This is a genomic window from Paraburkholderia sp. D1E (assembly GCF_052682275.1).
Map to the genome: position 1 here is coordinate 1,837,083 of NZ_JBQYMB010000001.1, position 22,431 is coordinate 1,859,513.

Sequence of the window (22,431 nt, forward strand, 5' to 3'; positions counted from 1 at the left end):
CGGCCCGTATGATAGAGTGGGTCGATTAACGTAGCGATTGGGCCATTCATGCGCAGCATCGAATCGGGCGACTATCAGGACGTACCGCGCCCTGTCGCGGCGATGGCGGTCGAGTACCGCAGCGGCAGCCGCGACGGCCGGCACAAGCACCGCCGGGCGCAGCTGCTTTACTCGACAACGGGTGTACTGACCGTCGTGACCGACGAGGGGACGTGGACCGTGCCGCCGCAACGTGCGGTCTGGTTGCCGGGCGGCGTCGAGCATGAAGTCATCTTTCGTGGGGACGTGTCGTTCCGCACTTTGTATGTCGAGCCGCTTGCCGTGAGTCAGCCGTTGCCGTTACGTTGCAAGGTGATCGAGGTATCGGAATTACTGCGCAGCTTGATTCTCGAAGCAATGCTGGTGCCGACCGAATACGAGTTGGGCGGACGCGACGAGCGTCTGATGCTGCTGCTTCTCGACGAGATGGTGCGTCTGCCGACCGCGCCCTTGTACATGCGAATGCCCGCCGATGAACGTCTGCTACGCGTGTGCCGCGCGCTCGTCGCAGCGCCTGCCGATGCGCGCGACATGGACGAGTGGGCTGCTCTCGCGAACATGTCGCGCCGCACGTTTACGCGCACGTTCAGGAACGAAACGGGATTGAGCTTTTCGGACTGGCGCCAGCAGGCGCGGATCTTCGAGGCGCTGGCGCTGCTCGCAACGGGGAAGTCGGTCACGGCGACGGCACTCGAAGTCGGCTACGGCAGTGTGAGTGCGTTCACGGCGATGTTCCGCCGCAGCTTCGGCATTGCGCCAACCGCGTATTTGAATGAGCGAGTGGACTAGGTTAGACCCTTGTTGTCCCGGCCAGCACATCTGTCATTCGATGGCTCGATCCAAGCTTGAAGCGGCCAGTCAGACGAAAACCATGAGCGGCTGTAACTGGCTGAACCCGGTCCAATAACGACCGGTTCAGTTCGACCCACAACGATCCCTCACATTTCAGTCGTACGCGCTCTGTCCGCACATGACGCTGTACGAACTCCTGTCTAATCTCAATGCCGCCCAGCGCGTCAAGATGCGTCTCGAATTCGCGCGTCTGCACGACGAACTGAAGACGACGATGATCGACGTGACACAGGCCATGCAGACGGGAGGAACTGTATTGGGTTGTAGCGCCTGAGCACTGCCATGTCTTCGACGTCGACGGGATTGCATTCAAAAGAGGCAGCGCTCATCGCGAGCCCTCGCATCGGTCGGGCCGACACGCTAAACGATTCGTTGATCGCTATTTTCACCACAGCCCTGCAGAGCATAGGCGCTTATTTTGGTGCGACCCCCATAAGACAAAAGCATCATTAGCCAATTATTTTGGCATTGGACTCGTTCCAGGCGGCTCGATAGCCTCTCCTGCAACGACGCCGCACCTCCGAACGTGGCCAGATCGCTACATCGATTGACGCGATCTAGCGCGTGTCCCGCAGGTCGCTCGGCTATATTGGTTCGACGTTGCGCATCGCTGTGCGGCCCGAAAAACATCGGCAAGAAACAGGAATTCTTATGTATTCGAAAGCGGTCTTCGCGCCAGGTGGCGCGGACGAGGTCCACGAGCTGATCCGCCGGACAGTATTCGGCACATTGATTACGAAATCGTCCGATTCACTTGTCATCTCACATCTGATCTTTATGCTCGACCGCGATCGGGGACCTCACGGCACGTTGATATCGCATCTGTCGAAAGCGAATGAACATTGCGCGCTGATTGAGCAGGGCGCGGAATCGGCGGTCGTCTTCGTCGCCGAGCAAGGCTATATATCGTCGTCGTGGTATCCGGGATATCCAGTTCGCGACAGCGCGCCGACGTGGAATTTCTCCGTGGTCCATTGCCATGGACGGACTCGCGCGCTCGACTCGCGTGGCACGCTCGCGCATCTGCAGCAGGCAGTCGCGCATCTCGAACAGGGACGCGAGCGTGCATGGAACATGCAGGAACTTGGCGACGAAGGCGTCGCCCGCCGGCTCAGGAATATCGTCGGCTTCGAATTGCCGATCGAGCGTTTGGAAGCCAAGTTCAAGATGGGACAGGACGAACGCCCGCTCGACACGCAGGCCGCCATTGAACGCCTCGAGTTGGCGGGCGCATGTCCGCTCGCCATGCAGATGGAGCAGAAGAACCGAAACCGAATCTGACCCGTGGCGCACCACGCGTCGAACACCACCCGTTGTTGATCCAGTTCCAATCAATCACCCCATCATGAACACAACCTCAATCCATTGCGCTGTGCTCGCAGTCGCTGCATTGGCGTTTCACGCAGGCGCCGCTTCGGCTGAACAGGTGGTTCGCATTGGTTTCGCCGCGCCGTTGACGGGCGGCAGCGCGCGCGCCGGTAAGGATCAGGAGAACGGCGCGCAGCTTGCCGTCGAAGAAATTAACGCCAAAGGGCTAACCATCGGCGGCAACAAGGTTGTCCTTCAACTCGATCCGCAAGACGACGCCGGCGACCCCCGCACCGCAACCCAGGTCGCGCAGAAGCTCGTCGACAACCACGCGGCCGCCGTGGTCGGCCATCTGAACTCGGGCACGTCGATACCCGCGTCGAAGATATACAGCGACGCGGGTATCGTCCAGATCTCGCCGTCCGCGACCAGCCCGCTCTATACGCAACAAGGGTTCAAGACGACCTATCGCGTGGTCGCTACCGATGCGCAACAGGGTCCCGCGCTTGCGAAGTACGCGGCGAGCGTGATGAAGGTCAAGCGGGTCGCGGTGGTCGACGACACGACGGCGTACGGTCAGGGTCTCGCGGACGAATTCGTCAAAGAAGCGAAAGCGCTCGGTATCGAAGTGGTCTCGCGCGACGCGACGAGTCCGAATGCACTCGATTTTCGCGGCCTCCTCACGAAGATCAAGGGCGAGCAGCCCGACGCACTGATGTACGGCGGGATGGATTTCACGGTGGGTCCGTTCGCGAAGCAGGCAGTCGGGCTGAATATCAAGACGAAGGTGCTGTCGGGCGATGGCGTCTGCGGCGAGGATCTGTCGAGAGTCGCGGGCACGGCGACAGACCAGATTGTCTGTTCAGAGGCCGGCGTGGGTCTCGAAAAGATGCCGGGCGGCGAGGCCTTCAGCAAACGCTTCGAACAGCGCTTTCATAACGCGGTGCAGATCTACGCGCCCTACGCCTACGACGCGGTGTACGTGATCGTCGACGCGATGAAGCGGGCTGGGTCGACCGATCCGGTCAGCATCCTTGCCGCGATGCCGAAGACTAACTTCGACGGCGTGATCGGCAACGTGCGGTTTGATTCGCACGGCGATCTGAGAGACGGCGTGATCTCGATCTATCAATACCGTTCGGGCAAGAAGACGCTGGTCGATCTCGTCAGGATGTGATGCACGTTCGACTCGACGCGCGAGCTCGCGAAGAGATGGGCTCGCACGCCGCTTTACAAGGAGACCTGATGAAAAGCATGCAGGTAACGGAGTTCGGCGCGCCGCTCGCGGCGATCGAGAACGTGACGCCAGTCCCACGAGGACGCGAAGTGCTTCTGCGGGTGCGCGCGGCGGCCATTTGCCATACAGATCTGCATCTGTGGCATGGTGGCTATGACCTCGGGCACGGCCGCACGCTGTCGCTGAAGGAGCGCGGCATCAAACTGCCGCTGACGATGGGGCACGAAACTGTAGGCGTTGTGGAAGCCGTAGGCGAGGCAGTCACGGACGTCGCGCCTGGCGACACGCGCCTCGTTTATCCATGGATCGGCTGCGGTCGATGCGACGTGTGCCGCGACGGTCACGAGAATCTTTGTCTCACGCCAGGCACGATCGGCATCAATCGTCCGGGCGGCTACGCAGATCGCCTGCTTGTGCCGGACTCACGCTATCTCGTCGACTTGCGCGGACTCGATCCCGCTCACGCCGCGCCGCTCGCGTGCTCGGGGCTTACCTGCTTCTCGGCGCTGCGCAAGATCGGCGAAGCCACGCTCTCGCGCGCGCCGCTCGTCGTGATCGGCGCGGGCGGGCTCGGTTTGATGTGCATCCGGTTGCTCGGCGCTCTCGGGGGCAATGGCGCGATCGTCGTCGAACCCGACGCGCAACGGCGGGTTGCGGCGCTCGAAGCGGGTGCGCTCGCCGCGATCGATCCCGCGAGCGACGATCCCGCCGGCCAGATCCGCCGCGCGGCCAACCAGCCGGTTCAGGCGGTCGTCGATCTCGTCGGGAATCCGGCGTCGGCGGCGCTCGGCTTCGACGTGCTGACAAAGGGCGGCAAGCTGGTGATGGTCGGCCTGTTCGGCGGCGGCTCGCCCTGGGCCTTGCCACTCATTCCGATCAAGGCGATCACGATTCAGGGGAGCTATGTCGGCTCGCTCGCCGAGCTGCAGGAACTCGTCGAACTGGTCGCGACACAGCAATTGCCGTTGATTCCCGTGACCACGTGCGCGATGAACGCGCTGAACGACGGCCTGCACAAACTCGAAGCGGGCAACGTGATTGGGCGTCTGGTGATGACACCCGACCTCGCCGCCGAATAGCGGTGCACTAAGCGGCGCCGCATTGCCGCGCCGCGCGCATCGCGTGATTCGCTCCGTCATTGCTGGCGAGGCGCGTTGTGTGTTCCTTCGGCGTCTGTCCCATCACTCGTCGGAACATCGCGCTGAACGCGCTGGGGCTTTCATAGCCGAGGTCGAGCGCGACAGCCGTAACCGAGGCGCCCGCTGCGAGACGCGCGAGCGCCTCGGTCAGACGGACCTGCTGACGCCACATCGAAAACGTCATGCCGGTCTCGTCACGAAAGAGTCGCGTAAGCGTGCGCAGTCCGATTGAGCCGAAACGCGCCCAGTCTCCGAGATTGTCTTCGTTGCCAGGATTGTCGAGCAATGCATGGCACACGCGCAGCAAGCGCGGATCGCGTGGCATGGGCAGACGCAACGGAATGACGGGCGCACCGCAGATTTCGTCGACGATCAGACCCATGACGCGGCCGTCGCGACCTTGCTCGTCGTAATGAAGCGGAATCTCGACGGCCTTTGCGACCAGTTCGCGCAGCAGCGGTGAGACCTCGATGACGCGGCATTCGCGCGGGAGCCGTGGCGACGCGTCGGCGGCGACGTACAACAGCGCCGACGACACCGACTGGCCGCGTTCGGCGAAACGGCCCGAGAAACGATGCAGCGTGCCGGGCGGAATCCATACCGCGTGACGCGGCGGCACGAGCCACGAGCCCTCCGGCACTTCGATTGCGTGGAGGCCGCGCGACACGAGCACCAGCTGTCCACGCGAATGCGTGTGAGCAGGTGTCGCGTCAAGGAGACCTGGCTCCGAATACTCGGTGTGCATCGCGGTCACGCGGCAGCGCGGATTTATTTCGTCGATCGAACGTGAGTCGCTTTGCATGGAAGAAGTGAAATTCATTCGAGTGACGGCGGTGGAAAAATTCTCGCGGTTTTCAAAAACATTGGCAATCGGGAGACACCCGTGGGCGCGATGCACAGCGAGCGCCATTGCAGCGGCAGGGCGGGGCACATCCTGATAGTCACGCGATTCGTTGCTACGCATGAATGGCCAGATCTCTATGCTAGTTGGCCTAAGTTGACGTGCGGGACGAATACTGGCTACCTATATTTCAGCGTCCGCAGCTCTTCGTATGAGCTGCGTTTGAATCGGCACTAGTCTGGCCCAACGCATGTCATCACGGTTGAGAGTACGGTCGACACCGGCATGGTGGGTAAAGAATCGGCGGGGGAAACATAATTTACTGCCGTCTGCTGACCGCTTTAAGAGGAAACAACTGGAAAGTGGCTCTAGCGCAAATTTAAATGGTTTTCAATTCATTCGTATGGCTAATTTAAGTTCGAGAAATTGTTTAGACGAATGTCATATGGGTCGTTGTTGCGTCTGTTGTATCGCAGTACAAGTACGGGGCAATCGAGAAATTACGCGAGGCCGAACGCCGGAAAGGACGCGCGCTGCTGTCAAGGAAATCGGCGGTTCACGCCGGGAGGAGTAAATGTTGAGTACGAAAGTGGAAGGAAAATTTCCGGCGGCAAATGTGCGGGTGGCAAGGTTAGGACGTCCCCACGAATTCGGGAAGAAGCCGCAAAACCCGGTACGCCGCTTTGGTGGTATCGCGGTCGTCATCGTTCTGCACATAGTGCTGGTCTACGCACTGCTCAATGGTTTGGCCACCAAAGTGGTGCAGGTCATTCAGCACCCCATCGAAACCAGGATCATCGAACCGGTGAAGCCGCCGCCTCCGCCGCCGTTGCCCGTCGTGCAACTGCCGCCGCCGAAGTTCGCGCCGCCTCCGCCGCCGTTCGTGCCGCCGCCGGAAGTGAACGTGCCGACGCCGCAGCAGCCCACCATTACGCACCAGGCCGCACCGGTCGTGGCCCAGCCCGCACCGCCGCCCGCGCCGCCGACGCCGTCCAGGCCGGTGAGCGCGCAGGTTGACGTGGCTTGCCCGAACTCCGATCAGGTCCGCTCATCCGTGGTCTATCCGAAGCAAGCTCAGGAAAACAACGTCACGGGTGACGTACTCATCGAATTCGTAGTCGATCCGCAGGGCCATATTACGGATGAGCATGTCGCGAAGTCGTCGGAAGACTCTTCACTCGATCGCGCGGCGTTCAATGCTGTAAAGAAGTTTAGTTGCGTTTCCCAAGGCCAGCCTGTCCGTGTCCAGGTTCCGTTCTCGTTTAACCTGAACTGAACCCACGAACCGAGCGGTACCGGTAGCGATTTATTAGTCACGTTGTACAAGTTCAACGGATGAACTGGAGCAGACATGAATAAGCGTACTCTCGCCGCCATTGCGGCAAGCATGGCGATCGGCGTATCGGCGGTGGGTTCCTTCGTCGTGCCGCAGGTGGCCTACGGACAAGCTAGCGACGCAACCGCCGCCGCTTCGGCGCCGGCTACCGCGACGACGCAAACCGCAGCGCCTGCGGCCGACCTGGCGGCGCCACCGCCCGCGCCGGCTACGTCGGAAACCGTCAACAATCCCTATGGTCTCGGCGCGCTCTGGAAGAACGGTGACTTCGTTGCCCGTTTCGTGCTGATCCTGCTGGTGATCATGTCGATGGGTAGCTGGTACATCATGATCACCAAGTTCTTCGAGCAGTTCCGTGCGAACCGCCGTGCGAAGAGTGCCGACGAGCAACTGTGGACCGCGCCATCGCTAGTCGACGGCGCGAAGATGCTCGACGAGTCATCGCCGTTCCGCTTCATCGCCGAAACCGCGATCGAAGCCGGCGAACATCACGACGAAGCGCTGCTGGAAGCCGTCGACCGCAACACGTGGATCGACGCGTCGGTTGATCGCGCCATCACCAATGTATCGAATCGTCTGCAGGACGGTCTGGCTTTCCTCGGCACAGTCGGCTCCACGGCCCCGTTCGTCGGCCTGTTCGGCACGGTCTGGGGTATTTATCACGCGCTGACGGCAATCGGTATCGCCGGCCAGGCTTCGATCGATAAGGTCGCGGGCCCGGTCGGTGAAGCGCTGATCATGACGGCGATCGGTCTCGCCGTGGCCGTGCCGGCGGTGCTCGGCTACAACTTCCTGGTTCGCCGCAACAAGTCGGTGATGGAACGTGTCCGTGCCTTCGGTGCACAACTGCACACCGTCCTGCTGGCTGGCAGCCGTCGCTCGAAGCGCGGCGTTGCAGGTCAGAAGGCTACGTTGGTCGAACGGGCGGGGTAAGTCATGGCTATGAGCGTTGGGCAAGATGGGGACGACGACGAAGTCATCTCCAACATCAACACCACGCCGCTAGTCGATGTGATGCTGGTTTTGCTGATCATCTTCCTGATCACGATTCCTGTTGTTACGCACACGGTGCCGGTGAAGTTGCCGAATGAGGCGATCCAGCCGCTGCAGACCTCGCCCAAAAGTATCGTGATCGCGGTCAACCGCGATGGCGATTTCTTCTGGAATGAGAAACATGTGGATGCAGTCACGCTGCTCACGCAACTCAAGACCGTGTCGGTCATGACGCCGCAACCGGAAGTCGACGTGCGCGGCGACCAGAACACGCGTTATGAGTTTATCGGGCGCGTGATTACCGCGTGCGAGCGCGCTGGCATCGCCAAGGTGTCATTTATCACTGAGCCGCCGCCGCGCGGAGGCTAAGGAAGGAGCCGATTATGGGGATGAACGTATCTTCGGGCGGCGGTAGTGAACCGGATGTGATGGTCGACATCAACACCACGCCGCTGATCGACGTGATGCTGGTGCTGCTGATCATGCTGATCATCACGATTCCGATTCAGACGCACGCCATCAAAATGAACCTGCCGGTCGGCAAACCACCACCCCCAGCGGTTCAGCCGGAGGTGGTGCAGATCGACATCGACTTCGACGGGACGATGATGTGGAACGGCACGGTCGTGCCCGACAAGGCCGCGCTTGACGCCAAGCTGACGCAGGTTGCTGCTGAGCCGGTGCAGGCCGAGATTCATCTGCTGCCGAACAAGCTGGTGCCGTACAGGGACGTGGCTGCCGTGTTGGCCGCGGCACAACGCACCGGCGCAACGAAAATCGGTCTGATCGGCAACGAGCAGTACATGCAATAAGGAAGTGGGAGCGCTAATGATTCATCAACGGTTCAAGCGTGCCGTGATTGCGGCCGCTTTCGGGGGGCTGTCTGCCCTCGTCGTGCTGCCGACAGCGTACGCCGCCGACATGCTGCGTCCCGAAGTGGCCAGGCCGCTCAACGCGGCGCAGGATTCGTACAGGGCTCACAAGTACCAGGACGCGCTGGCGAAGATCGCCCAGGCGGATGCCGTGCCGAACAAGACGCCCTATGAAAGCTATATGGTCGAGGAAATGCGCGGCGCGGCAGCTGCGGCGGCGGGCGACTCCGGTACCGCAGCCAAAGCCTACGAAATGCTGCTGGCTTCCGGCAAGCTGACGGGCGCGGACGAGCAGCGCACCACGGCTGCCCTCGCCGGCATTTACTTCCAGGAAAAGAGCTATCCGCAGGCCATCAGGACTGCGCAGCGTTACCTGAAGGCAGGCGGTACGGATCCGGACATGCGGACCTTGCTGATTCAGTCCTACTACCTGTCGAACGACTGCGGGAACGTGGTGAGCCTGCTCAAGCCCACTGTGGACGCACAGGCGCGCGCTGGCCACGCGCCTGACGAGTCGCAGCTACAGTTGCTGGGCACGTGCGCGCAACGCTCCAACGATTCGGCCACCTATCGCGGTGCGCTCGAAAAGCTGGTGGCGTTCCACCCGAAGCAATCGTACTGGGATGACCTGTTCTCGGCGATTCGCAGCAAGCCGGGGTACGCGTCGGGTCTGGATATCGACACCTACCGTCTGCGCCGTGCTACCGGTTCGCTGACGACGGCTGGCGACTACATGCAGATGACGCAGCTGGCGATCGTTGCGGGCACGACGGCCGAAGGCAAGCAGGTGATCGATCAGGGCTTCTCGTCTGGCGTGCTGGGTCACGATGCCGGTGCGGATCGCGAGAAGCGCCTGCAGGCGTTGGCTGCCAAACGTGCGACCAGCACGGTGGATAGCAACGGCGTGCCGATTCCGCCGTTTGATGCGGCCTTCAATCAGGTGTTCGCGGGTCAGGCACAGCAGGGTCTGGCGAAGATGGAAGCGTTGATTGCCAAGGGTGGTCTCGAACATCCGGATCAGGCGCAACTGCATCTGGGTGAAGCGTATTTCATCGCTGGGCAGAAGGCGAAGGCGGTTCAGGCGTTCCGTGCGGTCAAGGGCGACGATGGATCGGCTGACCTTGCCCGTTTTTGGGTGCTGGTCGCAGCGAAGTAACGTAAAGATGCGATGAGGGGCTGACGACCGTCAACACGCGCTGTGCCCTGGCGATGCGAGCGACGGTAGCCCGCCGTCCTGGTGTCAATCCGATGAACAGCATGCCGGTGATCCACCGGAGCGCATTTTCTCGCACTTAGATGATGAAACTTGTGAAATTTTGGGAGCTGCGCGGCTTGGCGCGACGGCACGGGTCGCTGCGGTCAGCTTTGGGCGCGCTGCTCGTGGTGGCGCTCGGTGCGGCACACGCGCTGCCGGCAGACGCGAAGTCTGCGATCGCGCAGTTCGGCGAGCCCAAATATCCGGCTGATTTCACGCACTTCGCCTACGCGGACCCGAACGCGCCGACGCACGGCGAGCTCAATTTCCAGAACTACGAGGAGTCGCAAAGCTACGACTCGCTGAACCCGTTCATTGCGCGAGGCCAACCAGCGCCGGATATCCGGAACCTGATGTTCGACACGCTGATGCAGCGCAGCTGGGACGAACTCGCTTCCGAATATCCGCTGATCGCGGACGATGTCGAAGTGGCCCCTGACGGCCGCTGGGCGACGTTTCACATCAATCCGGCCGCGCGCTTCTCGAACGGCGACCCGATCACGGCCGTCGACGTCAAGTATTCGCTCGATACGCTCAAGAGCCAGCAGGCGTCGCCGATGCTTTCGTCGCAATTCGCGGTAATCAAGAGCGCGACCGTTGTCGACAGCCTGACAGTGCGCTTCGATTTCAACGATTCGGGCCGTGGCTCGCCGTTGATCGCGGGCGACCTGCCGGTGTTCTCGTCGAAGTGGGGCCAACTGCCGGACGGCAAGCACGTGCCGTTCAATCAGATCGCCACTCAGCCGCCGATCGCGAGCGGTCCCTACCTCGTCGAGTCGCGCAAGAACGACAAGGGGATCACCTACCGCCGCCGCGACGACTATTGGGCGGCGAACCTGTCGTCGCGGCGCGGCATGTTCAACTTCAAGCGGATCACGTTCCGGCTTTATCTGGACGGATCTGTGAAGCTCGAAGCGTTCAAGGCCGCCAACGACGACATTGACGTCGAAGACAGCGCGAGGCAATGGGCGCGCAAGTACATCGGCAGGAACTTCGACTCGGGGTTGCTCGCCAAGGGCGAGTTTCCCGGAGGCCCGGCGCAGATGCAGGGCTTCATAATTAACATGCGCAAGGACAAGTTCAAGGACCAGCGCGTGCGCGAGGCGCTTGCGCTTGCGTTCGACTACGACTGGTTGAACCGGATGATGTTCTACGGCCAGTACGTGCGCTTGAACAGCTTCTTCGAGGGCAGCCCATTTGGCGCGACCGGCATGCCGAACGAGAAGGAGCTTGCGTTGCTCGATCCGTTCAGGAACTCGCTGCCGCCGGCCGTATTCGGTCCGATGACCCAGCAGCCGAACACGCTGCCGCCGAACACGCAGCGCGGCAATTTGAGCAAGGCTCGCGACCTGCTTGCCGAAGCGGGATGGCACTTTCGCGACGGTGCGCTGCGCGATGCGAACGGCACGCCGATGACGATTGAAATCATGGACGCCGAACCCGGCTTCGACCGCATCCTGATTCCCTATGCACAGGCGCTGCAAATCCTCGGCATCGACGCGCACGTGCGCGAGATCGACAGCGCGCTCTTTCAGAAGCGGCTCGACAGCTTTCAGTTCGACATGACGTCGTACCTCTATCCGCCGGTGACGATTCCGGGCGTCGAGCTGGCGCGCCGCTTCGGCAGCAAGGCGGCAGACCAGACCGCTTCGGAAAACTATTCCGGCATCAAGTCGCCCGTAGTCGACGCGCTCGTGCATGCCGCAATCAACGCCAAGGCGCTCGACGATCTCGAAGCCGCGACTCGAGCGCTCGACCGCGTGCTGATCAACGAGTACTACGTCGTGCCGCAGTACTACGAGCCGCACGCGCGCATCGGCTACAAGACGACGCTCGGTTTCCCGAAGGTCGTGCCGGACTCGTACCAGTTCGACGACTGGATCATCGACTACTGGTATCGCAAGCCGCAGGGCGTGCCGTCCGTATCACTTGCAACGCCCGCCACCGCAGCACATTGAGGAGCTCCATGCTTGCTTACATTCTCAGACGTCTGTTGTTGATGGTGCCGACCTTGATCGGCGTCGTGACGCTTACCTTTCTCGTCACGCAGTTCGTGCCGGGTGGGCCGGTCGAACAGGTGATGACGCAACTCCGCCACGGCACAAGCCGTGGCGGAGAGGTGGGGGCGGCCGGAGGCTATCACGGCAGTCAGGGCGTCGATCCGCAGCAGCTCGATCAGATCAAGAAGCAGTTCGGTTTCGACAAGCCGCCGCTCACGCGCTACTTTCTGATGCTGAAGCGCTATGCGACATTCGATCTCGGACAGTCGTATTTCCAGCACGAAAGCGTGTGGGGTGTGATCAAGTCGAAGCTGCCGGTGTCTATCTCGCTCGGGCTTTGGACTGTGTTTCTCACCTACGCGATCTCGGTGCCGCTTGGCATCGCCAAGGCCGTGCGCAATGGCTCGCGCTTTGATACGGCAACCAGTGTGCTCGTGCTCGTCGGTTATGCGATTCCCGGCTTCGTACTCGGGGTGCTATTGCTAATGCTGTTCGGCGGTGGCACGTTCTGGCAGGTGTTCCCGATGCGCGGGCTGACCTCGGATAACTTCCAGGACCTGAGTCTCGTCGGCAAGGCGCTCGACTACCTGTGGCACATCGTGCTGCCGGTGACGGCGGCGGTTGTCGGAAATTTTGCGATCGTCACGATCCTCACTAAAAACACGTTCCTCGAAGAAATCGGCCGTCAATACGTGCTGACCGCGCGCGCGAAGGGCACGCCCGAACGCGACGTGCTCTGGAAGCACGTGCTGCGCAACGCCGCGATTCCGCTGCTAACGGGGCTGCCCGCCGCGTTCGTCGGCGCGTTCCTGAACGGCAACCTGCTGATCGAAACACTGTTCTCGCTGGATGGGATGGGCCAGCTCTCGTACGACTCGGTGATTCGCCGCGACTACCCGGTGGTGCTGGGCTCGCTGTTCTTGTTCACCCTGATCGGCCTCGTAACCAAACTCATTGCTGACGTCTCCTATGTCCTCGTTGATCCCCGCATCCAATTCGACCGCCTGGGCCACTGATCCGGCGGCGGTCGCGCTCGTCGCGTCGGTGTCGCCGTGGCGGCGCACGTGGCTGCGCTTCAAGGCGCAGCGGCTCGGCTACTGGAGCCTTGTGATCTTCGCCACGCTGTTCGTGATCAGCCTCTTCGGCGAAGTGATCTGCAACGACAAGCCACTCGTCGTGCGCTACGAAGGCCGTTACTACTTCCCGATCGTGAAGACGTACCCCGAGGCGACGTTCGGCGGCGGCTTCCCGACGAAGGCGAACTACCTCGATCCGTATATCCGCTCGCGGATCACGACCCACGGCAACTTCGCGATCTATCCGCCGAACCACAACTACTACGATACGATCGACTATTTCGCGTCGCAGCCGTTTCCGGCGCCGCCGTCGTCGCAGAACTGGTTCGGCACTGATCAGTTCGGTCGCGACGTGTTGGCGCGCTTGCTGTACGGCTTTCGCGTGTCGGTGCTCATGGCGCTAGCGCTGGCTTTCTCTGGTGTCCTGTTCGGTGTGCTGACGGGCGCGGTGCAAGGGTTCTACGGCGGACGCACCGACCTGATCGGCCAGCGCCTGATCGAGATCTGGAGTTCGATGCCGGACCTGTATCTCCTGATTATCTTCGCGTCGATCTTCGAGCCGACGTTGTGGCTCCTGTTCATCCTGCTGTCGATGTTCGGCTGGCTCCAGCTCTCCGATTACGTGCGCGCCGAGTTCCTGCGAAACCGCTCGCTCGACTACGTGAAGGCCGCGCGCACGATGGGTCTCTCGAACTGGGAGATCATCTGGCGCCACGTGTTGCCCAACAGCATGACGGCCGTGATCACGTTCCTGCCGTTCCGCATGAGCGCGGCGATTCTCTCTCTGACGAGTCTCGACTTCCTCGGTCTCGGCGTGCCGCCGCCGACGCCGAGCCTGGGCGAACTCGTACAGGAAGGCAAGAACAACCTCGACGCCTGGTGGATCTCGATTTCGGCGTTCTCGGTGCTCGTCGTGACGCTGCTGTTACTTACCTTTATGGGCGACGCGTTGCGTAATGCACTCGACACGCGTTCGCGTGGCTCGGCATTCGGTGGGGGCAAGTGATGACGAAGCCATTGCTGGATATTCAGAATTTCTCGGTCGCGTTCGGCGACAAGGTCTGCGTGCGCGACCTGAACCTCGCAATCGAGTGTGGTGAACGCGTCGCGCTCGTCGGCGAATCAGGTTCGGGCAAGAGCCTGACCGCGCTGTCGATCCTCGGGCTCGTGCCGCACGCGAAACTGAGCGGGCGCATGCTGCTCGACGGCGAGGATCTGCTGCGCAAGACGGAGCAGCAGATGCGCGGCATTCGCGGCGCCGACGTCGCGATGGTGTTCCAGGAGCCGATGAGCGCGCTCAACCCGCTTTACACCGTGGGCAAGCAGATCGCAGAGAGCCTGCGGCTGCACGAGGGCCTGCGCCCGAACGCGGCGCGCGAACGCGGCATCGAGCTTTTGCACCGCACCGGGATTCGCGAGCCCGAGCGCCGCATCGACAGCTTTCCGCACCAGCTCTCGGGCGGCCAACTCCAGCGTGTGATGATCGCGATGGCGCTCGCTTGCCGGCCGCGCCTGTTGCTTGCCGACGAGCCGACGACGGCGCTCGACGTGACGGTGCGCCAGCAGATCGTCGAACTGTTGATCGGCTTGCAGGAGCAGGAAGCGGCCGAGCGCGGAATGGCGGTGCTGTTGATCACGCACGATTTGAATCTCGTGAAGCGTTTCGCGCAGCGGGTCGCCGTGATGGAAAAGGGCCTGCTCGTCGAAACGAACGTGACCGAAGCGCTGTTTTCGAATCCGCAGCATCCGTATACGAAGCGCCTCCTCGATAGCGAACCGCGCCGCTGCGTCGACCCGGTGCCGGCCGATTCCGCGAACATCCTCGACGTCAAGGGCCTCGCGGTCGACTATCGGATGAGCGCGAAAGGTCTCAAATCGCTGTTCGGCAGCGCAAGGTTCCGCGCGCTGCAAGAGGTCGACCTGACTTTGCGTCGCGGCGAGACGCTCGGCATTGTCGGCGAATCTGGGTCGGGGAAGTCGACGCTCGCGACGACCGTGCTTGGCTTGCAACGTGCGGCCGAAGGCGAGATCGCGATCGACGGCAAGCCTTGGTCGACCTTGCGTACGGCTGCCCAGCGCCGCGCGCTGTGCGCGCAGATGCAGGTCGTGTTCCAGAACCCGTTCGGCTCGCTTTCGCCACGCATGACGGTCGAGCAAATTGTCTGCGAAGGGGTGCGCATACACCGGCCGGATATCGATCCGAAGGAGCGCCGCAACCGTGCAGCAGCGCTTCTGGAAGAGGTGGGTTTGCCCGCCGATGCATTGGAGCGTTATCCCCACGAGTTCTCCGGCGGCCAGCGCCAGCGCATCGCGATTGCGCGCGCACTGGCGGTCGAGCCGGAGTTGCTCGTGCTTGACGAACCTACTAGCGCGCTAGACGTGTCTATCCAGCAGCAGGTGCTCAATCTGCTGACGCGCTTGCAGAAGAAGTACGGGTTGAGCTATTTGTTCATTACCCACGACCTCGCGGTGATGCGCGCGATGGCCCATCGGGTGATCGTCATGAAGTCGGGGCGCATCGTCGAAGCCGGCGATACCCTCGACGTGCTGCGCGCCCCGGCGCATCCGTATACACGCTCGCTGCTGGCCGCGTCGATGCAGACGCCGGTCTTCGTATAACCCGACAACGAACCACACTATTTTCCTTCGAAATCCATGACCGATATCACGACCGCAGCCATCATCCACCGTGCCGACTATGCGCCTCCGGCCTTCCTGATCGATTCCGTGGCGCTCGAGTTCGACCTCGTACCCGCGCGCACAATTGTCAGGAATACGATGCGCATACGGCGCAATCCCGACGCCGCGCCCACCTCACGCCTCGAATTGGTGGGCGAGCAACTCGAGCTCGTCTCGGTCGCCGTGAACGGCTCGCCGCACGCGGCTGCCCGAGCGCACGGGCGCGGCCTCACGCTCGACGACGTGCCCGACACGTTCGAGTTGACCATCGTGAGCGCCTGCGCTCCCGCCGAGAACACGAGGCTCTCGGGCCTCTATGTGTCGAGCGAAAACTTCTTCACCCAATGCGAAGCCGAAGGCTTTCGCCGTATCACCTACTTCCTCGACCGGCCCGACGTGATGGCCACCTACACGGTCACGCTGCGCGCGAACAAGGCCGCGTTCCCAGTGTTGCTCTCGAACGGCAACCTGATCGAGGAAGGCGACCTCCCTGACGGCCGCCACTTCGCGAAGTGGGAAGACCCGTTCAGGAAGCCGAGCTATCTGTTCGCGCTCGTCGCAGGCCGCCTCGTCGCGCTCGAGGAGCGCATCAAGAGCATATCGGGGAAGGAAAAACTGTTGCAGGTGTGGGTCGAGCCGCACGACCTCGACAAAACACGGCACGCGATGGAGTCTCTGATCCATTCGATCCGCTGGGACGAGGAGCGCTTCGGGTTGGAACTCGATCTGGACCGCTTCATGATCGTCGCCGTGAGCGACTTCAACGCGGGCGCGATGGAGAACAAAGGGCTCAACATCTTCAACACGAAGTACGTGCTCGCGAATCCGGAAACGGCGACCGATACCGACTTCGCGAACATCGAGACCGTGGTCGGCCACGAGTACTTCCACAACTGGACCGGCAATCGCGTGACGTGCCGTGACTGGTTCCAACTGAGCCTGAAAGAAGGCCTGACCGTGTTCCGCGACCAGGAATTCTCGGCCGACATGGCAGGCGCGACGAACGAAGCTGCGCGCGCCGTGAAGCGCATTGAGGACGTGCGCGTGCTACGCCAGATACAGTTCGCCGAGGATTCCGGCCCGATGGCGCATCCGGTGCGCCCCGAGAGCTACGTCCAGATCAACAACTTCTACACGGCGACCGTCTATAGGAAAGGCGCCGAAGTCGTGCGGATGTATCAAACGCTCTTTGGCCGCGATGGTTTCAGGCGCGGCATGGACTTGTATCTCAAACGGCACGACGGGCAGGCCATCACCTGCGACGACTTCCGCCTCGCGCTCGCCGATGCGAACGGCCGCGACCTTGCGCAATTCGAGCGCTGGTACAGCCAGGCGGCCACGCCGCGCGTGACGGTGAAAACGGCTTACGACGCCGACCGTCAGCGCTACACGGTCACGCTGACGCAAGGTTGTGGCGACACCGGTCCGGCCGCGCAAGAAACGCAGAAGGGCCCGCTGCTGATCCCGTTCGCAATCGGCCTGATCGGCAAGGATGGCCGCGATCTGCCGCTGCAACTTGAAGGCGAAACCAGGGCTCCGGACTCCACCACGCGCGTGCTGGAATTCACGCAGAGCGAACAAACCTTCACGTTCGTCGATGTGCGCGAGGCGCCGCTGCCCTCGCTCCTGCGCAATTTCTCGGCGCCCGTCGTCGTTGAATATGACTACACGGCTGACGAACTCGCGTTCCTGCTCGCCCACGACAGCGACCCGTTCAACCGGTGGGAAGCCGGCCAGCGACTCGCGACGCGCGAGCTGCTGACACTCGCCGGGCGCGCCGCACAGAACGCGCCGCTGCAGTTCGACGACTCGGTCGTGGCCGCGTTCGCGCGCGTGCTGACGGATGAAAGCCTGTCGCCGGCATTCCGCGAGCTTGCGCTGGTGCTGCCGTCCGAAGCCTATCTGGCCGAGCAGATGGCCGAGTCGAATCCAGCTGCCGTACATCGCGCGCGGCAGTTCGTGCGCAAGCGCCTCGCCGTGGCCCTGCGCGAGGAATGGCTTACGATCTATGACCGGCATCGTACGCCGGGCGCCTACGCGCCTACGCCAGAAGCAGCAGGGCATCGCGGCCTCAAGAACCTCGCGCTCGCCTATCTCGCCGAGCTCGATGACCCGGCCGACGCGATCCGGCTCGCCACTGCGCAATACGCCGAGGCTGACAACATGACCGATCGCGCGGCGGCGCTGTCGGCGCTGCTCGCCGCGTCCGCGGCGAAGGAAACCCTGGTGGCCGAAAGCGCGCTGGCGGACTTCTACCGCCGCTTCGAGAAAGAGCCGCTCGTCATCGACAAGTGGTTCGCCCTGCAAGCGATGCAGCACGGCACCGAATCGCGGCCGATCATCGACGTCGTGCGCAAGCTCATGGCCCACCCTGCATTCACCCTGAAGAATCCAAACCGGGCGCGCTCGCTGATCTTCAGCTTCTGCTCGGCGAACCCGTCGCAATTCCACGCCGAAGACGGCTCGGGCTACGCATTCTGGGCGGAGCAGGTAATCGCACTCGATGCATTTAATCCGAACGTCGCGGCACGCCTTGCGCGCGCGCTCGAATTGTGGCGGCGCCATACGCCGGTGCTGCGCGAGAAGATGCGCGCGGCGCTCGAGCAAGTGGCGGCACAGGTGAAATCGCGCGACGTGCGCGAGATCGTCGAGAAAGCGCTTGCGTGAGCTTGACGCCACCTACTGAATGATGGCCAGTTCGCGACAGCGATTGACGCGATCCAACGGGTGGCAAAAAAAATGAATCGATATATTGCCGTATCGATAGCCCCTGCATGCAGATTTTCTGCATGGCTATTAAGCAGGGTGCGGAGTCGGCAGTAGTGTTCATCGGCGCGCACGGTGAACTGAAGAACGGTGTGATTTCAATCTACCAGTACCGTTCGGGGAAGAAGACGCTGGTGGACGTGGTTAGGAAGGAATTCAGTAGTCCTAGTTCATCAATGCCATTGATAACGTATCGTTCAGAGACCTATATATGCAGTTAGATGATCCTGCCGTCAGCATCCCTACCGGAGTCCCCTCGCCGTTGGGATCGTTTTCCCGTGGCTCCAGCCGTGCCCCGTCGCTTCTCAGTGCTGCGCTGCTGGCCAGTGTGGGTCTCTCGCTGTCCACGCTGTCATTGCCCGGATGGGCTCAAGCCGCTTCGGCGGATGCTGTCACGCTGCCGGTTCTGACCGTGACAGGGTCGCATGACGAGCCCGTCAGCGCCGGCGCGCTGGGTACGCGCAAGGCGGTCGACACACCTTTCACCACCCACGCCGTCTCGAGCGGCGAGGCTCAGAATCTGATGGCATCGACTGCCAACGATCTCTTCAAGTACGATCCGGCTGCCTCAGTCACCGGGGATAATACAGTTACCGAGAACGCGACGTTTAGCGTGCGCGGGATGCCGATCGACACGCTGAACGGTATCAAGGTGGACGGCGAGGGTTTCCCGTCGTGGGACGCCGATCTTCCGCTCGAGCCGTTCGAGCAGATGGAACTGCTGAAGGGCGCGAGTGGGTTCATGTACGGGTTCGGCGCACCGGGCGGGATCATCAACTATGTGCTGAAGCGGCCTACCGATGAACCGTACCGGAGCATTTCGGTTGGTTACGAGTCTGCCGGCGTCTTCAGCGAGAAGGTCGATCTGGGCGGCCGCTTCGGCAACGACGATCGTTTCGGTTACCGGCTGAACCTGGTGAACGAAGACGGGAACACCGCCGAGGCCAACGGTCACGTGCGGCGCCAGGTGGCATCGCTTGCGTTGGACTTCCGCATTACGCCGGATCTGACCTGGAGTGCCGACGCGTTCTACCAGAAACGTAAAACCGAAGGCACGCTGTTCGGCTTGTTTTTTTATCCGGGGCTGGGCATTCCCGACGTGAGCAAGATCAGCCATGACCTCACGCAGCCGCAGAATTTCTACGAGACTGAAATGGTCTCGTTCGGCACGGGCCTCGACTATCGCCTCTCCGACAAGTGGCATGCGAGCCTGAAGTACCGGTTCGCCAAGGAAAGCCGCACCAACTCGGACAGCGAGCTAGACGTTTACAACAGCGCTGGTGACTACTCGAACACGTTGTACGCCGGGTTGTCGCGTTATTTCTATCAGAACGTCGATGCGATGGTGCAGGGCAAGTTCAATACGGGCAGTGTGAAGCACGACGTCGTGCTCGGCGCCTCCTTCCTGTCGCAAACTAGCGAATACGACAACAGCGACGGCGCGAACAACGGCTTTAACCTTGGCAACGGCAATCTGTATAGCACCACGTTGTTGACCAACGCCGAAGTCAACATCGCCGACGATCTTTACAGGCAGTCGCGCACGACGCAGGCCGCGCTCTACGCGAGCGATACGGTGCAGTTCACCTCGCGCCTGTCCGCGCTGCTCGGCTTGCGTTACACGCAATTCCGCGAGCACGTCTACGATCCGACCGCCGCGGTATCGTCGCAATACAGCGCCGATCCGGTCAGCCCGACCGTGGCGCTGATGTACAAGACCGATCCGTACTCGACGCTCTATGCGAGCTACGTCGAGTCGTTGGAGCAGGGCGGTTCGGCATCGAACACCAACGCCAATTATCCGATGACATACGGTCCGCTAAAGAGCAAGCAGTACGAAGTCGGCTTCAAGTCGGATCACCGGAAGTGGGGCGCCAGTGTTGCGCTGTTTCGCGTCGATCGGGGCTATAGCTACACGAATACAGCCAACGTCTTCGTGCAAAGCGGCACCGAGCGTTACACCGGTGTCGATGCGAGCGGCTGGTTTGCGCTGTCTAACGAGTGGCGCCTGCTTGGCGGTGTGATGTGGCTCGATGCGAAGGCTGTCGACGTTGACGACGTCACCGTCGAAGGCAAGCGCGTGTACGCCGCACCGCGTTTCGTCGCAACGGGTCGCGTGGAATACAACCCGTCTTACCTGCGTCAACTCACGCTCGCCTTTGGCGGCAAGTATGTCGGCAACATGGCCGTCGATGCCGCGAACACGCAATTCGTGCCGTCCTACGTCACGTACGATCTGAGCGGCAAGTACCAAACCCGGATCGCCGGCAAGGACGTGACGCTGCGCGCCGGTATCAACAATCTGTTCAACCGTCGCTACTGGACAACGTCGTTTGGTTATTACGTGGCGCCCTCGCCGACGCGAACCGCAGTGGCGAGTGCGACGGTGCAGTTCTGATGGGTTCCCCCACATGAGACCGGTTCTTGTCCGCCTTCATCGATGGTCCGGGCTCGGGATGGCGCTGTTCCTGTTCGTTTCCGGTTTCACGGGTGCAGTCATCGCGTGGAATCAGGAACTCGATGCCGTGTTAAATCCTGAGTTCTATTACGCGCATTCGAATGCACCCGCGCTTTCGCCGCTCGCACTCGCCAACCGGCTCGAGGCGGCAGACCCGCGCCTGCGGGTGACGTATCTGCCGCTGGGTGTCGAACCCGGCCGAACGCTCCAAGTGCGCGTTGAAGGCCGGCTCGATCCGGCGACACGCCAGCCCTATGAGCTTGGCTTCAATCAACTCGCCATCGATCCGGGTGTCGGGATCATTCAAGCTCGCCGCGAATGGGGCGCATTGTCAGTCAAGCCGCTTAACCTGCTGCCTTTCATCTATCAGATGCATTACACGCTTTATTTGCCCACCACCGGAAGCGGAGTCGCCATTGGCGTCTGGCTGTTGGGCATCGTCGCGATTGTATGGCTCTTCGATAGCGTGATCGCGTTGGTTCTGGCGTTTCCCAGCGTCAAGACGTGGCGCAAATCGTTCGCGTTCCGTGTGCGACGCGGCGGCTATGCACTGGTGTTCGACCTGCACCGCTCCGGCGGCGTGTGGGTATGGGGGATCCTGTGCGTGATTGCGGTGACAGCCATTTCGATGAACCTGGAGCGGTCCGTCATGCGTCCGGTCGTGTCAGTGTTCTCGAGATTGACGCCCGAGCCTGAAGACAATCCTGAACTGCAACTGGCTTCGAAGTCCGGTGCCGGCATGCTGAGCCGGGAACGCATCGTCGAACTGGCAACCGCCGCCGGACAAAAAATGAAGTTGAATACCGCGCCTGGCGCGGTGTTCCAGATCTCCGGGCGCAATCTCTATGGCGTGGCCTATTTCAAGCCGGGCGATGATGACGTCAACGGCGGCCTCGGCAACGCTTCGACCTATTGGGACGCTACAACCGGCCAGCAGGTTGGTGGCACGATCCCGGGTCGCGGCACCGCCGGCGATATCTTCCTGCAGGCGCAATACCCATTGCATTCGGGGCGTATCCTGGGCGTGCCGGGACGAATCATGATGAGCTTCATGGGCGTGATGGTGGCGCTGCTGAGCGCGACCGGCCTGGCCATCTGGCTGAAGAAGCTGAAGGCTCGACGCAGCGCGGCCCGGCGCACGAAGGTCAAGAAGACGATGGGGCGTGCGTCGTAGCAATTGGCGGTACGGTTCGAGCGGCCTGGTGGCCAGACTGAGTCGACTCGTTTAGAAATTCAGAAAGAAAAAAAATGACACACGTCGTCACTGAGAACTGCATCAGGTGTAAATACACGGACTGCGTGGATGTCTGTCCGGTGGATTGCTTTCGAGAAGGGCCTAATTTTCTTGTCATCGATCCAGATGAATGCATTGACTGCGCGATCTGCGTTGCGGAGTGTCCCGCAAACGCAATCTTTTCGATGGAAGAGGTGCCAGAGGCACAGCGGCACTTTATTCAACTGAATGCTGAGTTGGCTGCAGAGTTCTCTTTGATCAACAGGTCAAAAGGATCTCTGGATGATGCTGATGAGTGGAACGGGGCGAGGGGGAAGTTGAAGATGCTGGAAATGCGGCGCTGAAC

19 protein-coding genes are annotated in these 22,431 nt (G+C 61.6%); 18 read left to right on the forward strand and 1 reads right to left on the reverse strand.

What is annotated here, in order from left to right; translation table 11 throughout:
* Window positions 1–48: 48 nt before the first annotated feature.
* From ACUN0E_RS08385 to ACUN0E_RS08405, 5 genes are all read left to right on the forward strand, one after another.
* Window positions 49–828, forward strand: coding sequence for an AraC family transcriptional regulator (locus ACUN0E_RS08385; RefSeq protein ID WP_445566255.1), 780 nt, complete (start codon window positions 49–51; stop codon window positions 826–828).
* Window positions 829–1,009: 181 nt separating this feature from the next.
* Window positions 1,010–1,165 carry a hypothetical protein gene (locus ACUN0E_RS08390; protein ID WP_445570612.1) on the forward strand — a complete coding sequence of 52 codons (156 nt, stop codon included), beginning with the start codon at window positions 1,010–1,012 and terminating at the stop codon, window positions 1,163–1,165.
* A gap of 377 nt (window positions 1,166–1,542) precedes the next feature.
* On the forward strand, window positions 1,543–2,172 hold the full coding sequence (locus ACUN0E_RS08395; protein WP_445566256.1) for an FMN-binding negative transcriptional regulator: 630 nt from the start codon (window positions 1,543–1,545) through the stop codon (window positions 2,170–2,172).
* A gap of 64 nt (window positions 2,173–2,236) precedes the next feature.
* Complete coding sequence (locus ACUN0E_RS08400; protein ID WP_445566257.1) at window positions 2,237–3,376, forward strand: branched-chain amino acid ABC transporter substrate-binding protein; 1,140 nt, start codon at window positions 2,237–2,239, stop codon at window positions 3,374–3,376.
* Between the two features lie 68 nt (window positions 3,377–3,444).
* Window positions 3,445–4,515 (forward strand): alcohol dehydrogenase, encoded by a 1,071-nt coding sequence (locus ACUN0E_RS08405; RefSeq protein WP_445566258.1) that lies wholly within the window; start codon window positions 3,445–3,447, stop codon window positions 4,513–4,515.
* A 7-nt stretch (window positions 4,516–4,522) separates the two neighbouring features.
* Here the strand turns inward: ACUN0E_RS08405 and ACUN0E_RS08410 are convergent, their stop codons facing one another.
* Window positions 4,523–5,395 (reverse strand): AraC family transcriptional regulator, encoded by an 873-nt coding sequence (locus ACUN0E_RS08410; RefSeq protein ID WP_445566259.1) that lies wholly within the window; start codon window positions 5,393–5,395, stop codon window positions 4,523–4,525.
* Between the two features lie 595 nt (window positions 5,396–5,990).
* Between ACUN0E_RS08410 and ACUN0E_RS08415 the strand changes: the two genes are divergently transcribed.
* From ACUN0E_RS08415 to fdxA, 13 genes are all read left to right on the forward strand, one after another.
* Window positions 5,991–6,692 (forward strand): energy transducer TonB, encoded by a 702-nt coding sequence (locus tag ACUN0E_RS08415; RefSeq protein ID WP_445566260.1) that lies wholly within the window; start codon window positions 5,991–5,993, stop codon window positions 6,690–6,692.
* Window positions 6,693–6,767: 75 nt separating this feature from the next.
* Complete coding sequence (locus ACUN0E_RS08420; protein ID WP_445566261.1) at window positions 6,768–7,685, forward strand: MotA/TolQ/ExbB proton channel family protein; 918 nt, start codon at window positions 6,768–6,770, stop codon at window positions 7,683–7,685.
* 3 nt (window positions 7,686–7,688) lie between these two features.
* Window positions 7,689–8,114: an ExbD/TolR family protein gene (locus ACUN0E_RS08425; RefSeq protein WP_445566262.1), complete on the forward strand. Its 426-nt coding sequence runs from the start codon at window positions 7,689–7,691 to the stop codon at window positions 8,112–8,114.
* A 14-nt stretch (window positions 8,115–8,128) separates the two neighbouring features.
* Window positions 8,129–8,557 carry an ExbD/TolR family protein gene (locus ACUN0E_RS08430; protein WP_445566263.1) on the forward strand — a complete coding sequence of 143 codons (429 nt, stop codon included), beginning with the start codon at window positions 8,129–8,131 and terminating at the stop codon, window positions 8,555–8,557.
* Window positions 8,558–8,573: 16 nt separating this feature from the next.
* Complete coding sequence (locus ACUN0E_RS08435; RefSeq protein WP_445566264.1) at window positions 8,574–9,773, forward strand: tetratricopeptide repeat protein; 1,200 nt, start codon at window positions 8,574–8,576, stop codon at window positions 9,771–9,773.
* Between the two features lie 143 nt (window positions 9,774–9,916).
* A complete protein-coding gene (locus ACUN0E_RS08440) occupies window positions 9,917–11,830 on the forward strand; it encodes an extracellular solute-binding protein (protein ID WP_445570403.1) in 1,914 nt (637 codons plus the stop codon).
* An 8-nt stretch (window positions 11,831–11,838) separates the two neighbouring features.
* The gene (locus ACUN0E_RS08445) at window positions 11,839–12,888 is read left to right on the forward strand and encodes a microcin C ABC transporter permease YejB (protein ID WP_445566265.1); all 1,050 of its coding nucleotides are present in this window, start codon (window positions 11,839–11,841) and stop codon (window positions 12,886–12,888) included.
* On the forward strand, window positions 12,842–13,954 hold the full coding sequence (locus ACUN0E_RS08450) for an ABC transporter permease (protein ID WP_445566266.1): 1,113 nt from the start codon (window positions 12,842–12,844) through the stop codon (window positions 13,952–13,954). Before ACUN0E_RS08445 ends, ACUN0E_RS08450 begins: the two co-directional genes overlap by 47 nt.
* Window positions 13,954–15,567 (forward strand): ABC transporter ATP-binding protein, encoded by a 1,614-nt coding sequence (locus ACUN0E_RS08455; protein WP_445566267.1) that lies wholly within the window; start codon window positions 13,954–13,956, stop codon window positions 15,565–15,567. The genes ACUN0E_RS08450 and ACUN0E_RS08455 overlap by 1 nt, the downstream gene beginning before the upstream one ends.
* A gap of 36 nt (window positions 15,568–15,603) precedes the next feature.
* Complete coding sequence (gene pepN / locus ACUN0E_RS08460; protein ID WP_445566268.1) at window positions 15,604–18,294, forward strand: aminopeptidase N; 2,691 nt, start codon at window positions 15,604–15,606, stop codon at window positions 18,292–18,294.
* A 310-nt stretch (window positions 18,295–18,604) separates the two neighbouring features.
* Window positions 18,605–20,791, forward strand: coding sequence for a TonB-dependent siderophore receptor (locus tag ACUN0E_RS08465; RefSeq protein WP_445566269.1), 2,187 nt, complete (start codon window positions 18,605–18,607; stop codon window positions 20,789–20,791).
* Window positions 20,792–20,804: 13 nt separating this feature from the next.
* The gene (locus ACUN0E_RS08470) at window positions 20,805–22,025 is read left to right on the forward strand and encodes a PepSY-associated TM helix domain-containing protein (protein WP_445566270.1); all 1,221 of its coding nucleotides are present in this window, start codon (window positions 20,805–20,807) and stop codon (window positions 22,023–22,025) included.
* Between the two features lie 74 nt (window positions 22,026–22,099).
* Window positions 22,100–22,429 (forward strand): ferredoxin FdxA, encoded by a 330-nt coding sequence (gene fdxA / locus ACUN0E_RS08475; RefSeq protein ID WP_445566271.1) that lies wholly within the window; start codon window positions 22,100–22,102, stop codon window positions 22,427–22,429.
* The last annotated feature ends 2 nt before the right edge of the window (window positions 22,430–22,431 follow it).